General features: G+C 66.0%; 13 protein-coding genes. 8 read left to right on the forward strand and 5 right to left on the reverse strand.

The window, feature by feature from the left end; all coding sequences use genetic code 11:
- Nucleotides 1-106: 106 nt before the first annotated feature.
- From FG385_RS11565 to FG385_RS11580, 4 genes are all read left to right on the forward strand, one after another.
- Nucleotides 107-1090, forward strand: coding sequence for a carbohydrate kinase family protein (locus tag FG385_RS11565; protein WP_139096681.1), 984 nt, complete (start codon nucleotides 107-109; stop codon nucleotides 1088-1090).
- A gap of 1134 nt (nucleotides 1091-2224) precedes the next feature.
- Nucleotides 2225-4111, forward strand: a complete 1887-nt coding sequence (locus FG385_RS11570) for a tetratricopeptide repeat protein (RefSeq protein WP_139096682.1) — start codon at nucleotides 2225-2227, stop codon at nucleotides 4109-4111.
- Nucleotides 4104-5123 carry an ABC transporter permease gene (locus tag FG385_RS11575; protein WP_139096683.1) on the forward strand — a complete coding sequence of 340 codons (1020 nt, stop codon included), beginning with the start codon at nucleotides 4104-4106 and terminating at the stop codon, nucleotides 5121-5123. The genes FG385_RS11570 and FG385_RS11575 overlap by 8 nt, the downstream gene beginning before the upstream one ends.
- Nucleotides 5120-7036 (forward strand): dipeptide/oligopeptide/nickel ABC transporter permease/ATP-binding protein, encoded by a 1917-nt coding sequence (locus tag FG385_RS11580; RefSeq protein ID WP_139096684.1) that lies wholly within the window; start codon nucleotides 5120-5122, stop codon nucleotides 7034-7036. Before FG385_RS11575 ends, FG385_RS11580 begins: the two co-directional genes overlap by 4 nt.
- 295 nt (nucleotides 7037-7331) lie before the next feature.
- Here FG385_RS11580 and FG385_RS34790 read toward each other — a convergent pair whose 3' ends face one another.
- On the reverse strand, nucleotides 7332-7553 hold the full coding sequence (locus FG385_RS34790; protein WP_139096685.1) for a hypothetical protein: 222 nt from the start codon (nucleotides 7551-7553) through the stop codon (nucleotides 7332-7334).
- A gap of 169 nt (nucleotides 7554-7722) precedes the next feature.
- On the opposite strand from FG385_RS34790, the gene FG385_RS11590 reads away from it, so the two are divergent.
- The 4 genes from FG385_RS11590 to FG385_RS35300 all read left to right on the forward strand — a co-directional run bounded on the left by FG385_RS11590 (nucleotide 7723) and on the right by FG385_RS35300 (nucleotide 11576).
- Nucleotides 7723-8931, forward strand: coding sequence for a tyrosine-type recombinase/integrase (locus FG385_RS11590; protein ID WP_235022538.1), 1209 nt, complete (start codon nucleotides 7723-7725; stop codon nucleotides 8929-8931).
- Nucleotides 8928-10727 carry a tyrosine-type recombinase/integrase gene (locus FG385_RS11595; protein ID WP_139096686.1) on the forward strand — a complete coding sequence of 600 codons (1800 nt, stop codon included), beginning with the start codon at nucleotides 8928-8930 and terminating at the stop codon, nucleotides 10725-10727. The genes FG385_RS11590 and FG385_RS11595 overlap by 4 nt, the downstream gene beginning before the upstream one ends.
- Before the next feature lie 30 nt (nucleotides 10728-10757).
- Nucleotides 10758-11279, forward strand: a complete 522-nt coding sequence (locus tag FG385_RS11600) for a DUF6262 family protein (protein WP_139096687.1) — start codon at nucleotides 10758-10760, stop codon at nucleotides 11277-11279.
- 162 nt (nucleotides 11280-11441) lie between these two features.
- Nucleotides 11442-11576 carry a hypothetical protein gene (locus FG385_RS35300; RefSeq protein WP_268815922.1) on the forward strand — a complete coding sequence of 45 codons (135 nt, stop codon included), beginning with the start codon at nucleotides 11442-11444 and terminating at the stop codon, nucleotides 11574-11576.
- Nucleotides 11577-11898: 322 nt separating this feature from the next.
- On the opposite strand, the gene FG385_RS11605 is transcribed toward FG385_RS35300, so the two are convergent.
- The 4 genes from FG385_RS11605 to FG385_RS11620 all read right to left on the reverse strand — a co-directional run bounded on the left by FG385_RS11605 (nucleotide 11899) and on the right by FG385_RS11620 (nucleotide 15838).
- Entirely contained in the window at nucleotides 11899-12576 is a 678-nt protein-coding gene (locus FG385_RS11605; protein WP_235022521.1) for an AraC-like ligand-binding domain-containing protein, read from the reverse strand.
- Between the two features lie 547 nt (nucleotides 12577-13123).
- Nucleotides 13124-13519, reverse strand: a complete 396-nt coding sequence (locus tag FG385_RS11610) for an XRE family transcriptional regulator (RefSeq protein WP_139096689.1) — start codon at nucleotides 13517-13519, stop codon at nucleotides 13124-13126.
- 212 nt (nucleotides 13520-13731) lie between these two features.
- Nucleotides 13732-14802, reverse strand: a complete 1071-nt coding sequence (locus FG385_RS11615; RefSeq protein WP_139096690.1) for a hypothetical protein — start codon at nucleotides 14800-14802, stop codon at nucleotides 13732-13734.
- The gene (locus FG385_RS11620) at nucleotides 14687-15838 is read right to left on the reverse strand and encodes a hypothetical protein (RefSeq protein ID WP_139096691.1); all 1152 of its coding nucleotides are present in this window, start codon (nucleotides 15836-15838) and stop codon (nucleotides 14687-14689) included. Before FG385_RS11620 ends, FG385_RS11615 begins: the two co-directional genes overlap by 116 nt.
- Nucleotides 15839-15868 lie beyond the last annotated feature (30 nt).

A 15868-nucleotide genomic window follows, 5' to 3' on the forward strand; every position in this document is an offset into this window, starting at 1 on the left:
CGATCTACGCCCAGACCTCCGCCTACGGCCACTTCGGCCGCCCCGAACTCGCCCTCCCCTGGGAAAACACCGACCGCGGCGGTGACCTCGCGGCGGTGATATCGCCATGACACGGCGGATTCTCGTGACCGGGTCGATCGCCACCGACCACCTGATGGACTTCCCCGGCCGGTTCACCGACCACCTGCTCGCCGACCAGCTCCACACGCTCTCACTGTCCGTTTTAGTGGACGGCCTGACCGTACGGCGCGGTGGCGTCGCAGCCAACATCGCCATCGGACTCGCATCGCTCGGCCTGCCGCCCGTGCTGGTCGGCGCGGTCGGGACCGACTTCGACGACTACCGCACCTGGCTCCACGAACACCGCGTCGACATCAAGTCGGTGCACGTCTCCACCACCCAGCACACCGCCCGCTTCGTATGCACCACCGACCGCGACCACAACCAGATCGCTAGCTTCTATGCCGGAGCGATGACGGAGGCCCGCGACATCAGTCTCGCCGCCGTGGCCGAGCGGGTGGGTGTCCCGGAGCTGGTGGTGATCGGGCCAAACGACCCGAAAGCCATGCTGCGCTACACCGACGACTGCCGCCGGTACAACTATGCGTTCGCCGCCGACATCTCCCAGCAATTGTCCACCGTGACTGGCGCCGAGGTGCGGGAGCTCGTCGAGGGGGCGCGGTACCTGTTCACCAACGCCTACGAAGCCGCTCTGCTGTTGCGCACCGCACGCTGGCAGCACCACGAAGTCCTCGCCCGTGTCGGCTTCTGGATCACCACGCACGGCGCCAGCGGAGTCACGATCGAGCAGGCCGGACACCCCACGATCACCGTGCCCGCCGTTTCAGCCAAGCAAGCACTTGACCCGACCGGTGTCGGGGATGCGTTCCGCGCCGGCTTCCTGTGGGGGCGCGTCCACCGGTTGAGCCTGGCACGCGCGGCGCAGGCCGGGTGCACCCTGGCCACAATCGTGCTGGAAACCACGGGCGCCCAGAACTACCGTCTCGACCGCACCGCCTTCTCCGACCGCGTCGCCCGTACCTACGGTGGGATCGCCGCAGCCGACATCGAATCGAAACTCCGGATATGACCTCTCCGACACGCGTGGCTATTTGGCCCGCTCCGTATTCATGGATGCCACGACCCTCCGACCGTTGGATGTACGGGTTCGCCAAGCAACTCGCCGATCACAGATGCCCAGACACGCGGCCAGCCAGGGTGCAGCCGTCTACCGACGCCGAACGGACGCATCAGGCTTCGCCGGGCAGGGTGAACTCCCGAACCCAGTCCGACATCAGGGCACAGTACATTCTTGATCCGGCCGGGAGATGGCGAGAACCAGGTCCCCGGCAGCGTGCCTTCCATCCGCTCCCCCGCGATGGCTTCGACGATCTCGACGCTCGGCGACGTGGAGCAAGTCGTCCGCACTGCTGACTGGCTGCGACTGGACACCATGAGCGCTGTCGCCCACCGACTCGCGCCATGCCGGCGCGGGCCTCCTCCACGTCATCGAACAGGTCGCCACCGGCGAACTGGTGAACCACTGGCATCGATATCGAACAGGTAAACCCGAGGTAGGTGAAGCCCACGATCACGCGGTGGCGGGTCCCGTGGCCGTGGCGCATACACAGACCTCGCCGGTGGCGATTACCCGCAGCCAATCGCTGAGCGTAGGTTTCGGCAAGTGTTGCTGGGCAGCCTGTGCGTGCGCCACGCCGCCGAAGCCGACCGCGGCCATGCCGTGGAGCAGCCGATCCATCGACTCCGTACATTCTTCGCGAGACCGCTGCGGCGGCGTCCACGATTTCGTGGAACCACCAGTCGAGACGCAGCCCGCCACGGCCGTCTTGCACCGCTTGACACAGCTGGGCGCATTGTCAGTCGGGCTTTGGCGGGCTTGTTCAGCTTCTCGTAGCCGTGCGCGATAGACGGTGCAACCGCGGCGTTCCCACTGGGGCCGCCCGCAGTTCGCCGGTCACGAGGACGTCGTCCGCGCCCACCCGCCCGATCGGCGCATGTCGGCCGGGGTCCACGGGGCCAGCACGACAAGAACAACATGCTGTAGCCGCACTGGGGTGCGGTAGGACGTTGCACATCGGAGTCGAGAGTGGTTCTATTATATGAACATCGCGTTTCATTTCTGCTAACGGAGCTGCGGCGCTGGGAGCGGCGATCGAGTTTCGCAACGCAGCCCTGCACGGTCCAGACTCATACGGAGATCCGCATGTGGAGCAATCGCCTCTTGGCTCTCAGTCGCTGGTTGAGGCATTTGTTCGGCGGCAGCACGCGGATGCCTTGGCTGCTGCCGCCATGGGCGGCGAGCATCCCCTGCGGCACCAGGCCATTCGCCGGCAAGGAACGAGAGTTACAGGAGCTGAACCGTCTCTGCCTGCCGTCCCCGCGCACGAGGCTGATCACCGTGGTGGACCTGTCCCGAATCGGTAAGACCAGGTTGCTGAGCTACTGGGCGTCATTGGTTGGCGACCGCGTTCTCATCGTGTACGTGGATTTGAACTGGATCATCAGCCGTGAGCAGATCGAGGGTGTCGTGACCAGGCTTCGTGAGACCGCCCTCGGGGAGGAACACCTCGTGTTGATGCTCGACAACGCGGTCTCTGCGGAACAAGTCATGAGCCTGCTCCTTGGTCGGGGGAACGATGTGATCGTCACCAGCCGCGTTCCGGTGCCCGGCCTTGCCAAAGCCTCGATCGAGCTCGGGCCGCTCGAACCGGCCGAAGCCGCGAAGCTGGTGGGCTGGGGGGTTCGCCGGGTTCTCAACCGGACTTGTCAGCGCGTCGAACCTGATGCGGCGAAAGTGTTCCGCCTCTTACGCGCTTTCACGTACCCGCTGCCCACTGCCACGGTCGCGGCGCTCGCGAACTTGGCGCCGGGCACCGCCGACCATGCCCTCGCGATGTTGGCGAACGCCGGCCTGGTCGAGCGCGATCGGGGCGGGCGGGTCTACCTCGCTGACCTACATCGCGCCTACACGGCCACGGGGGTTGGTCAGGAGGCACCAGAAGCGGCCCGGGACCGTTTGCTTCGCTGGTGGATCGCCTCGGCTGTCGCGGCGGTAAATGCACTCGCGCCGGGTTGGGCCGGCTCGGGGCTACTCCCCACCAGCCCGCGAATCCGTCCTCAGCCGTTCGAACCTGACCGTCCTGCTCTGGCCTTGGGTTGGCGGCAGCAGGAGCTGCCGACCGCGCACGTCATGATTCGGCATGTCGCGCAGAGCGCGCCAGGCGCCTGGACGCTTGCGGTGGCGTTCCTCCGTGGCCTTTTCTTGCTCCGGCCACGGACAGACTCCCTGAGGCTCCTTGAACTCGGCCTCGACAACGCACAGCTGACGGGTGACCCCGTAGGCATCGCTCGCTGCGAGCACGCCTTGGGCTGGCTCGAAGACGTCATGGGGTTCCATGAGGCGGCTCGCTTGTTGCTGGAGCGAACCCTCCGGTGCCACGGTCGAATCGACGATCCGCAGGGACTCGTGTGGACGAAACACATGCTGGGCCAATGTCTCTCGGCGTTGGAACGTTTCGCCGAGGCACACGAACACCTTCGGGACGCCGGGCAATATTTCCGCGCCACCGGCCAGCGCTTCGCTCTCGCGATCGTGCTGGTGACGAAGGTAGTATCGCTGGACGGCCTGAGCAGGACAGCCGAGGCCACCGAGGTGGCACGCGAGGCACTAAAGTACGCGCGTGCGCTGCAGAACGTTCCCCTGCAGGGGATGGCGCACCACCAGTTCGACATGTTGCTCTACAGCCGCGGCGACTACAGTGCCGCGAGCAGCCAGCCCGAGTCGGCATTGGTCATGCGGCGCAGAACCGGTGAGCGGTCGAACGAAGCCAAGACGCTGTGCCAGCTCGGCCTGGCGTACTACGAGATGGGCGAATACGTGCGGGCGAGTATTGCGCTTCTTACGTCACGCGCGATCTTCATTGAACTGCGCGATATCACCGCGCGCTCGAGATGGACATCACGCTGGCGCACGGCGGCGTCTTGTAGCGGTGAGATGAAGACCGGGTTGACCTCAGCAGCTATTAATGAAACGCTAGTTTTAGCGCTAGTACCTTTCGTTGCGCCGACCTGCGAGGAGCGACATGGCTGATGGTGTTATCGCGCCACGAGCAGGTGGCCCCGACCCGCATGGCGTGATCGGCGCCTTGGTGCGTCTGCCCTTGTTGCGGGTGATCGCGCGCCGGGTACTGATCGCGGTGCCGTTGCTGCTGATCATCTCGATGCTGAGCTTCGTCCTCGTTTCACTGATCCCCGGCGACGCGGCCCGGGCGATTCTGGGCACGCAGGGCACCGAGGAGCAGTACCAGGCGCTGCGTCACTCGTTGGGCCTGGACCTGCCCTTGTACCAGCAATACTGGCAGTGGCTGACTCATGCCGTACATGGCGATCTGGGTTCGTCGTTGTTCTCAGGCCAGACCGTGAGCGAGGCGATCTCCCAGAGGCTGCCGGTGACATTGTCGCTGATGTTCGGGGTGCTGCTGGTGTCGCTGCTCGTGGGTGTGTCGTTGGGCGTGTTCTCCGCGGTCCGCGGTGGAGTGCTGGGCCGGACGGTGGACGCGCTGGGCCTGGTGGGCTTCGCACTGCCGAACTTCTGGGTCGGCGCGATGCTGATCGTCGTCTTCGCCGTGGCGCTACGCTGGCTGCCCGCGACCGGCTATGTCCCGTTCTTCCAATCGCCCAGCCAGTGGCTGCAATCGCTGATCCTGCCGGTGTTCGCGCTGGCGCTGCATGGGATCACCGCAGTCGCTAAACAAACCCGTGAGGCAATGCTGGATGTGCTGTCGAGTGACTACATTCGGATGGCCCGGGCCAACGGAGTCCACTACCGCTCGATCGTGTCCGTCAACGCGATGAAGAACGGCTCCATCCGGGTGGTGACCATCCTCGGCCTGCAGGCGGTCGGTTTGCTGGGGGGCACGGTGGTGGTGGAGAACGTGTTCGCGCTGCCCGGGCTCGGCGGGCTGGCGGTCGACAGCACCGCCCAGCATGACTTGCCGGTCATCCAGGGCATCGTCATCTACTTCACCGGCATCGTCGTCGTGATCAACCTGATCGTCGACATCGCCTACACGTGGCTGAACCCGAAGGTGCGCACATCATGACCGTGACCTCTGTCGTCGACACCGGCAGCAGCACTCCTACCCCTGCGGAATCGCCGCGGTTCTGGCACCGCCTGTTCAGCCGGAAGCTGGCTCTCGCCTGCTTTGCCTTCCTCGCCCTGATCGCCACCGTCGCGATCATCGCACCCATCGTCCTACCCGACATCTCCGGCCAGCTCGCCGGTGACCTGCTCGCCGCCCGCCAGGGACCCACCGGCGCGCACCTTTTGGGCACTGACTCGCTCGGACGCGACGTACTGGAACGGCTGCTGGTTGGCACGCGGATCACGCTGATCGGAGTAGGGGAAGCCCTGGCCACCGCTCTGCTGCTCGGCGTGCCAATCGGGCTGGCTGCCGGCTACGTCGGCGGCTGGACCGATCGCGTCGTGGGCTGGCTGGCGGACCTGACCTTCTCCATGCCCGCAATCATCATCATCCTGGTCGTGCTGTCGGTGTTTCCGCAAAACACGGCGGCCGCGATGATCACGCTCGGGGTGATCGTGGCACCGGGGCTGATGCGCGTCGTCCGGTCCGCGACGCTGCCCGTGCGCGAAGAACTCTATGTCGCCGCGGCCCGCGTCTCCGGACTGTCCCGCTCGTACATCATCTTCCGGCACATCCTCCCCCGCATCGCCGGACCGATCATCGTGCAGGCCTCGTTGCTCGCCGCAGTCGCCCTGCTCGCCCAGACCGGACTGGCCTTTCTCGGTCTTCTCACGCCGCTGCCCGCGCCCTCGTGGGGAGGCATGATCGGCGACGGGATCCAGAACATCATGCTGCAACCGTGGCTGATCTGGCCACCCGGCATCATCACGGCCCTGACCATCCTCGCCCTCGCGCTGCTCGGCGACGTAGTCCGCGACGCCTCCGCCGAAGGCTGGGCCGCGGCACCCTCCCGTCGCAAGAAACATCGCGCCACAGCCGAAAAACCCCTGGCCGATTCCGGTGCGCTGCTCTCGATCGAGAACCTCACTGTCGTGTTCGACATGCCCGGCGGGCCGGTACCCGTCCTCGACGACGTGACCCTGTCGGTCGGGCCCGGTGAAACTGTTGGGCTGGTCGGCGAGTCTGGCTGCGGCAAGACGATCACCGCGATGGCCGTCCTCGGGCTCCTGCCCGGTACCGGCCGGATCGAAGCGGGCCGGATATCGTTCGGCGGGCAGGATCTGACCGCCCTGTCGGACAAGGAACTGGAGCGCGTTCGCGGCAGCCAGATCGGGCTGATCTCCCAGGAACCGATGATCAGCCTGAACCCGGTGTTCCGGGTCGGCTGGCAACTCGCCCAAGCCGTCCGCACCCACCATCCCGAACTCACCCGCCGCCAGGCGAAACAGCGGGTCATCGAACTGCTGCACCTGGTACAACTGCCCGATCCGACACAGGTCGCGCGCCGCTACCCGCACGAGCTCTCCGGCGGTATGGCGCAACGCGTCGCCATCGCCCGCGCGCTCGCTGGTGACCCGAAACTGCTCATCGCCGACGAGCCCACCACCGCGCTCGACGTCACCGTCCAGGCCGAGATCCTCGACCTGCTCCGCGAACTCCAGCTGATCGGGAACATGGCGATCCTGCTCGTCACCCACGACTGGGGCGTGGTCACCGACCTGTGCGACCGTGCCGTCGTCATGTACGCAGGCCAGGTCGTCGAACAAGCCGAAATCTCCCCCATCGTGCATCAGCCACGGCACCCCTACACGGAGGCACTGCTGGCCGCGAACCCGCATAACAGCGAGCCAGGCGAAGCGCTCCCGACCATCGTCGGCGCCGTCCCCAAACCCGGGCAATGGCCGACTGGTTGCCATTTCCATCCTCGTTGCCCCTACCGCCGGGCCGATTGTATGGAGTCGCCCATCCCCCTCGAGATACCCGCACCAGGGCACGAGACTCGCTGTATCCATCACGACCGGCTCCGCTGATCGCGCTGAGATCAGTCCGGCTGCCTGCACCATTCAACAATGACAGAGACCTGTCGGCCCCGGTCGACGGAGATCGTGATTCGCAGCCGCCACACATGTAACCGGACTTCGCCGTGCTCCTCGGGGTTCAGCCTCGCGAGTCGAACCAGGAGCTAAAGCCCCCCTCCTTCTAAATGTCAAGTGAGCAGCCAGGTCCCTCCCAGTGGAAAATGACACGGTGCACCCCGAGCCCTCTCCCCGCCTCACTCCGCCATTTTAATGTACGAGATGATCAAACCGAATCTAGTGCATTGAGTCAGGATCTAGAAGCCCCGCTGACCTCCAACCGTTCCGCCTGGGCACCAAAGTCCGAAAAAGCAGCAAATTTTGTCCTCACTTCTTTGCGTTTGAGCTTAAATTGGCTTTCTTCGGTGCTATTCATTTGTATTGGGCCCGGGGCGTGGCTCACCCGCAATTCGAAGCCGCGCCCCAAAAATGGACGTTCAGGTGCCGCGTTGTATGCTTCCAGGGTGGTCAAGACCGCGACTCGGAAAATACCCGGAAGGGCAGCCGGAAATGGTCGCCACCGAGACCCGCTGACCCTCCGGCCGTGCCATCGATTCTTTCGGGGTCGTTTAGCTGTCGCGCATTGTCGCGCTGACGGGTGAATCTGGGCTTCCACGACACGATCTGTCGGTGTGTCGCGCATGGGGATGGCGGTCATGTTCCTACTGTCTGCGCTGATCGGTGAAGCGGGACAGCAGGAGCTGAGCGTGACGCGTTTTCGGAAGTTTGCGGTGCGGTTGCCCTCCGGTGTTCGGTACTGGACGGTGCTCGATCCTGCCGCGCGGACGGTGGCCGAGGCGGATGAGTGGCTGCTGCATTTGCGGTTGGGTCGGGACTGCGCGGAGAGCACGACCGAGGCGTATGCGACGTCGTTGGCGCTGTTTTTCCAGTGGTGCCAGGTGATCGAGGTGAACTGGCCAGAGGCTGCGGGCCAGCTGGCGCGGTTTACGTTGTGGCTGCGTCACTACGACCCGGATGCGGTGGCGGTTCCGGCGCGGCGGGTGGTGCGGGGTGACCGTCGGATCAACGCGGTGCTGGCGGCGGTGCGCGAGTTCTTCCGGCACTCGGTGTCGATCGGGCTGCTGGACAATCGAGTGCTCGCGACACTGTATGACCTGAGCGCCGATCGCCGGCCGCTCGAGGTGCGCGGCGAATGGGCGGGGACCGGGGTTCGCTGCCGGCCACGGCACCGGTTACGCGCCTCGGAGCAGACGGTGGACGCGGCCGGAGATGAAGAAGTGCTCGCGCTGGTGCGCGCCTGTCGCAACGCGCGAGATCGATTCATTGTGCTGGCGCTGTGGCGCATGGGCCTGCGACGAGGCGAGCTGGCTGGGGCGAGGGTCGCCGATGTGCATTTCCTGCCGGACTCCTCGAGTCTGGGCTGCCCGGTGACGGGTCCACATCTGCATGTTCGGCGGCGGGACAACATCAACGGGGCATGGGCGAAATCGCGCCGCGCGCGCATGGTCCCGGCGGACGGGCTGGTAGTGCGGGCCTTTGACGAGTACTTGCTGCTGCGCCAGGAGTGCCGCCCGGCCCGGGACTGCGATTTCCTGCTGGTCAACGTGTTCCGGGAGCCTCGGGGAGGGCCGATGCGTCCCCAGGCGCTCAACGAGTTACTGGACGCGCTCTCGAGGAGAGCGGGGTTGTCCCGGATGATCCACCCGCACATGCTCCGGCACGGGTTCGGGACGAACGTGATGGCATCGGGCAGCACCCTCGATGTGCTCAAGGAGCTGCTCGGTCACCGGTACATCACCTCGACCGAGGTATACCTGCATCCCTCGGATGACCGGTTGCGCGAGGCGGTCGACCGGGCCGGCAGCCCACGGACCATGGCGCGCCGGTGAACGCCACGGTCACCGCGCTGGCCCAGGTCCGGGCCAGGGTCGCCCGGGATGCGCACGACGCGGCCGTCGACCGGCTGGCCACACTACAGTCGTTGCTGCGCCAGGGTTTTCTCACCGAAGCCGGCTGGGATCCCGACACCGAGACGCTCACCCCACCACGCACGCATCCATTGCTCGGCGCGGACCGCGGCGAGCAGCGGGTGGTGCTGGCCGGCCTGACCGAACTGCTGCAGACCGAGCTACTGTTCGCGGTGCAAGCGCGCACCGATGCCGGCGCGAAGGCGGGGCCATCGCTGCTGCGCGGCCTGGTCCGGCATCTGCGCGCCCACGACGTCACCAGCCTCACCGAAGCGCCGGAGCCGCCGGCCAATCTGGGAACGCTGCTACGGACGATGGCCAGGGCCGTGCGCCGCGCGCTGGCCACCCCGGAGACCGAACGCCATAACGACGTATGGGATCTGGCGGTGTTCGGCCTGCGCGGCACGATCGACTTCACCGGGATCAGCCAGTCATGGCTGCGCCACACCGCCAAACGCTGGGCCGAGCACGACCTACCCCGCCATCGCAGCTTGCATGCCTCACGGGCGCGCGCCATGATGACCGCGGTGAGCTCGTTCTCCGAGTGCCTCCGGCTGGCGCGCGAGGACCAGGGCGAGGTCCCTGCCGCGCTGTCTCGCGGGGACATTCAGCTCTGGCTCGACCGGCTGGCCTACCAGGAACGCAGCACGACACTCACCGCCGAGCTGCGGATGACGCGAACCCAGTGCCTCGGGCGCTTCCTCACCGAGATCCGGCTGCTCGGGTTCACCGCCCCCGGTGGGCCCGCGGACGGCCTGTCCGCCGAGGTCATCCTCATCCGTGGCGACGTTCCCACCCGGCAACGACGGGAAAGCCGCGGACGTGACCTGCCAGGCTGGGTGCTGGCCACCATCATCGACCAGCTACCGGTACTCGAACAGCAGAGCGGCATCGGCACTCGGCACCTGATCGAGCTGATGATCGACACCGGTCGCCGGCCCGACGAGCTCCGCCGGCTCCCCTATCACTGCCTGGACCGCGCCAGCACCGGCGAACCAGTACTGGTCTATACCGACTTCAAGAACAACCGCCCCCATCGGCGCCTGCCCATCAGCGAGGACACCGCGCAGGTCATCCTCGACCAGCAAACCCATGTCCGGCAACAATTCCCGAACACACCGCTCGGGCAACTGGCGCTGTTCCCCCGCCTCGGCACCAACCGCGCCGGCACCAGGCCCTTGCCATCAAGCGTTCTCGTGCGGTGGCACCGCAAGTTCGTCCAGACGATCGCGCACCTGCTCACCCGCGAGGTGACCGGCCGCGACGGCACGCCGCGCACCGAGATGTTCGACCCGGCCTGGATCGTTCTCTACTCCTACCGGCATACCTTCGCCCAGCGGCACGCCGATGCCGGAACCGCACCCGACGTGCTGCGCGAACTCATGAGCCACCGCACCTTTGACGTCACGCAACATTATTACCGCGTCACAGAGAAACGGATGCGCAACGCTGTCGACCGCCTCCAGGCTCCGCTCGCCGACGACGACGCGCCCCCAGGAAACGCTGCCGAGCCTATGGGCACCTGCCCCGCACCGTCCCCCTCCGGCACCGATCGCGCCCGCCTGTCCGAAATGTCCAGCCACCTCCAGCAGCTGCTGGCCGACTGGGAACAGCGCTTCGCCACCAGCCTCGACGACCCCTCCGTCACCCCGCCCAGCGACACGCAGATCGCCAGGCTGCGTAACCTCATCCGGCAGATCAACGACATCCTGCCCTGACGCCGGCGCCCGCGACGCCATGATGTCCCCATGACCAACCCGCACCCCCTGGCACAAGCACGGCACCGCGACACCGAAACCCGACAGCATCGCGTCCACCAGGCCCTGGCCGAAATGTCCGCCGACGGCTCCGAGATCACCGTCTCCCACGTGGCACGCCGCGCCGGCGTCCACCGCTCCTTCATCCACCGCCACCCCGACCTGCACTCCGCGGTCATCCAGGCCCAGGCCGCCGCCGGAACCGCCCCCAGCCCACGGGCAACCAAGATCGGCCAGACATCCCTGCGAACCGAGAACGCCAACCTGCACGCGCACAACCGCCGTCTCGCCGAGCGCATCACCACCCTCGAGCACCGGCTCTCCGAAGCACTCGGTCACCAAGCCTTCCACCGCGCCGGGCTGGCCGCCTCCACCGCAGACCTCCGCGCCCAGCTCACCGAGCAAACCCAGGCCAGCATCGAGTTGACAGGCCGCCTTGAGCGGCGCGAAGCCGAACTCGCCGACGCGCGCGAGACGATCCGGCGGCTGATGAACGAGAACAATCGAGCTTAAACCGACAACGCTTAAATGAGCGCTTATGCTTGCCACTGGGTGGCGACAGGGCTACCTTCATGCTTCAGGGCGTCCATTTCAACCAGCGGAAGGAATCAATTCGTGCCTATAACTCCGAGCCCACTCGCACAGCCGCGGATAACCCTCGCCTCCACTCTCCTCATGGCCATCGCAGGCAAGCTCGTGCACACCCTCATCAGGCTCGGGCAGCCCGCCCAGGCCGCCGAGCGCATCACCCTCGCCCTGCTCCAAGTGATCGTCAACAACCCGCCAGAGCAGCTAGCAACGCAGGCCTGACCAGGAAAACACGCCGCTTGGCGCGCAGCACCGCGCGCCTGTCAGTCCGCCACCACACACGGCAACGCCATGCACGACAGCGTCGCGCATGGCGTTAGGCGCACCTCGAGCCGTCGCAAGCAACCTTGATCATCTCGACCCCAGACAGAACGGGTGAAATGCGCACGTTCACAAATAGCCGGTATCGCCAAAACGCTCAAGACCACGTTGCCCAGAAAATCAATACAAGAAAATTGAAGAATGAGGTCGGCGACTTCGAGAATGAACCGTCAGGACAAAATATCGTCAGTAATGATGTCGCCGCCGGGACGGCGTCGGCGATTCAACAACATCCGAGACCCCGCCCCGTACGACTACGGCGGAGGTACTCGCTCGGCGTGACACCGAGGTACCGGCGGAACCCCTCTTGCAGACAGCGCACGCTGCGCCCGCTGACGCGCGCAAGATCGCCGACCGTGCGTACCGACTCGGGGTGCCGACTCAGTCGATCAACTGCCGCACGCACGGCTTCGAACTGCCGGCTTGGCTGCTCACGGCCCAGCAGGCTCGTGTAGTTGTGGGTTTGCCCGCACAGCAGGCCGAGAGTCAGCAACTCCTGTTGCGATCGTGTCTCGGCAGGGTCGGTCGGCACCTGCGCTCGATGCGAGGAGCGCAGCAGGTAACGCCGAGCCAACCGGTACCATGAGCTCATCGCCCCCACGCTGACCTCGATGATCGGCTCGAACACCATCGGCCACGGGAGGGCGAAGCCCAGCAGCTGCGATAGTTCCGACTCTGCCGCGGCCCGCTCGATCTCGAGCACCATCAGACGGGCCGCGATCGGCACGTGGACTCGCATCGGCCGGGTAGGCGAAGCCACGAGGCCCTGGCCCACAACGATCGGCAATCCGTCGTTCGCCTGCTCGCACAGCAAATGCGCCGACAACGGGACCATCACCGAGTAAACGCTTCCGGCCTCGTCCACGCCGCTGTGATGACAGATCATCGAACTGAGCACCACGTTCTCCCGCCGGACACCACATCTGCGCTGATCACGATCCGCGCCCTGGATCCCGTGACGATCTCCAGCGCGGGTGCGAACGGCGCAGGAGCACATCAACGCTCGCCCCATTCAATGACGATGGACACCCGGAGGCGCCGCCGTATACTCAGCTGACCATGACGGCGCCCACGGACCTCACGGGGCGATGTCCGCAAGGCCGGGAACACTGGCAGAGCCAGCCATGAGATGACGACCGCCAGCGTGACAACCAGCGCAGTAAAACGCAACATATCTGGTAACAAGGACGCTCCCCTCGGTACTTTCCACAATCCCCTGTCGACGTGCCCAGCCGCCCACGGCTGAGTGAAATTGAGGTTTCATTGGTAGCTTAGGGGGAGCCCAGCGGTGATCGTCAAGGATTTCCGCGATCTTCGCCCTCATTCATCGGAATCGCCAACTTCATGCCACGCCGCCCACCCGTCGTTCGAGCGGACATTAAGATGTCGTCGCGGTCGATACCGTATTGGCGCTTATTTTCGCCGAATACGCGCACCATCAGTCGCGGTCACGATGATCGCTTGTGCTTCGTGAGCATCTCCTTGAGGTCCCGTACGTCGGCCCGGATCTCGTCGACGTGCCGAAGAACCAGGTTCAACTGAGCGGAGATCGTCTTGGACTCGACCGCGACGCCGGCTACCGTCGCATCGCCAGCGGCGGATGACTCCACTGGCGCCCTGCTGTACAGCACGGACTCGACATAGTCCGGCGACCACTCGAGACCCACCGAGATCGCCCTGAGCGTCCGCGTCGACCGGCGGCGCGGCTTGTAGTTGTACATCAACTCCCTGATAGTCGCCGCAGAAACACCGGTACTGTCAGCGAGTTCCCTCTGTCCAATGTGGATCTCCTGCATTCGCTCCCTGATGGCCTCGGCGACCGCTTCCCAATCCTGCTCGTTCACGCCGCTCCTCCATGATCCGACAACGCGGGAATACTAGCGCCGATATTCGCCACGCAACACCAGGAATCGCAGATCGCCACTATTAGCGCTATTATTATCTGCGACTAACGACGGGCGTTCGCCCGGAACATCCGGGGACGACGCGCGAACGGAGTGAATCCCGTCAGGGCTTCGCGACAAAGAGCCATCGACGCGGTAAATAGCCCTCCGGCTCAACGCTCCAGTGGAGCGGTGAGCGCGGCGAGTACGGGCTCAGTGAGGTGCGCTGGTATGGCATTTCGTTCGGTGAGCCACCGCACCCAGTCGGAGAGCATCGCCTCGCCTGGCTTGCCGAACTCCGGGACCCAGTCCGACACCAGAGCTCGCAGATGCGCGACCCGCCGCGGCGACACGGAAAACCACGTCTCCGGTAGCTTGCCTTCCATCCAGTCTTCCGCGATCGCTTCGATGACCTCCGGATCCGGCGGTGTGCGGTGCTGTGTCGAATACCAGCCCGTGAATTCGTCCGTCATCGGCATCAGGTCGACATCGTGGTACAGGTTGGGCGGATCGGGAAGCAGATCGAGCTCAGCCAGGTCGTGGAGGCGGCGGTTCACCCGGAACCAGTTGTCCATCGCATTGCGGGACTCGTCGCCCATGATGTCAGCGCTCTCGCTTTCGACCAGGCAGTGCAGGTCCCCTGCGGTGCCGGCCGGCGTTGGCAGGACGCCCTGGGCGCTGTCGCCGACCCATTCCCGCCAGGCTGCCCCTGCCTGCTCCACGTCATCGAACACGCCCGCACCGACGAGGGTCGAAAAACCACTGGCGTCGACGTCGAACAGGAAAACCCCAGGGTAGGAAAAACCCGCGATCACGCCGAAGCGGGTGCCATAGGCGTCCCGCATGCGCCAGATCTCGCCGGTGGTGGTAACGCGCGGCCAGTCGTTGAGCGCACGTTTCGGCAAGTGCTGTTCGGCATACGAGCGCAACGCGGGCGAGCCGATCGCGGCCATACCGTGCAGCAGTCGCTCGATCGCCTCGTCGCGGTTCTCGCGGGACCTCGTCGCCGCGGCGTCCGCGAGCTCGTGGAACCACCAATCGAACTGCAAGCCACCATGCCCCTCTTGCACCGCGCGATACAGCTCCGCGCCGAGGAGCTCAGCAGTCACCTGCTCGAGCTCGCGGATGCTACCGGCCGAGAGTGTCGCGTCGGCGCCGTCCAGGACGGTTTTGATCGACGCGTCGAACCAATCGGGACGAGGGAGCCGTATATCGGCGAACGGCGACCGCAGGGTCTTCTGCACGGGACGGGCCGTGGTAGACCTGCCCTTCCGCGGCTTCTTCTTTCGACCACGCGACACCGGAGACATGGCGGTCACGATAGCCCGGGCGGATCTCGACGGCGCCGCTGCCGTCCGAGCCCCGCCGTTCCCGCGGCCCGACCCCACCCTTCTTCAGCGCGGCGATGGGCGCCGACCGTGCCTCGTCCAGCACGCTGGTGACCGCTCGCAGCGCTTCATGGACGGCAGCCTGCGCGGCGGCGAGCGTGTCCGTGGGTGCCGTCGCCGGCTGGGGGAAGTCCGGCGGTCCTGTCAGCGCCAAGTCCCGTTCGGCCAGCCAGGCCGCGACCGCGACCTCTCGGGGTAGTTCCCAGCGACTGTTGACACGCAACACCAAGCCGGCCGCGGCGAGTTCGCGGTTCGGGTTCTCACCGGCACGGGACCCGTAGCCCCAGAAGTCCACACCGGAACCATGGCGCAGCTGGTCGAGCCGGACACGTGCCGGATCGGGCAGTCCCGCCACAACCTCCGCCACACCCTGAGTGCCCGCCAGCGCCTCGGCCAGCCGCGTGATCAACTCCGGTTTGCGCAGCCCGTCCACGCCGACACCCCAGGCCCTCGCCGCCGTCCGCAGGTCTTCCACGGGCACGGATCGCGCTATCGTCGCGACCGCGCGGCCACCGCCGATCTCAGCGGACCAGGACTCTGCCAGCCTTTCCGGCAGCCGCACCGTGCCGGAGGCGAGCCACGCCAGCCCGCGATCAGCCAGCTCGGCCACTACGTCGCGCACAGCCTGCTCGGGAGCACCGAGCAGGCGTGCCGCGCCAGCCACCGTCGCCTTCGAATCCAGCGCGGCGAGCGCCTGGCCGACCATCACACAGTCGCGGTTGACCAATCGCAGCGCGGTGACCAGCGAATCCATTCCGCCCAGCCGCTCGGCCAGGTGCACGAAACCGCGCGGGACCGGTTCGGCCCGCACATCCGGGCGCAGCCGCAGCAGGTCGACCAGGGTCGCCTTGTCCAGGCCGGCCAGGTACTCGGCGAAGGAACCGCTCTCCATGGCCGCATTCTGCCGAACGGCACCCGGTCA

Source organism: Amycolatopsis alkalitolerans (assembly GCF_006152065.1).
GTDB classification, from domain to species: Bacteria; Actinomycetota; Actinomycetes; order Mycobacteriales; family Pseudonocardiaceae; genus Amycolatopsis_E; species Amycolatopsis_E alkalitolerans.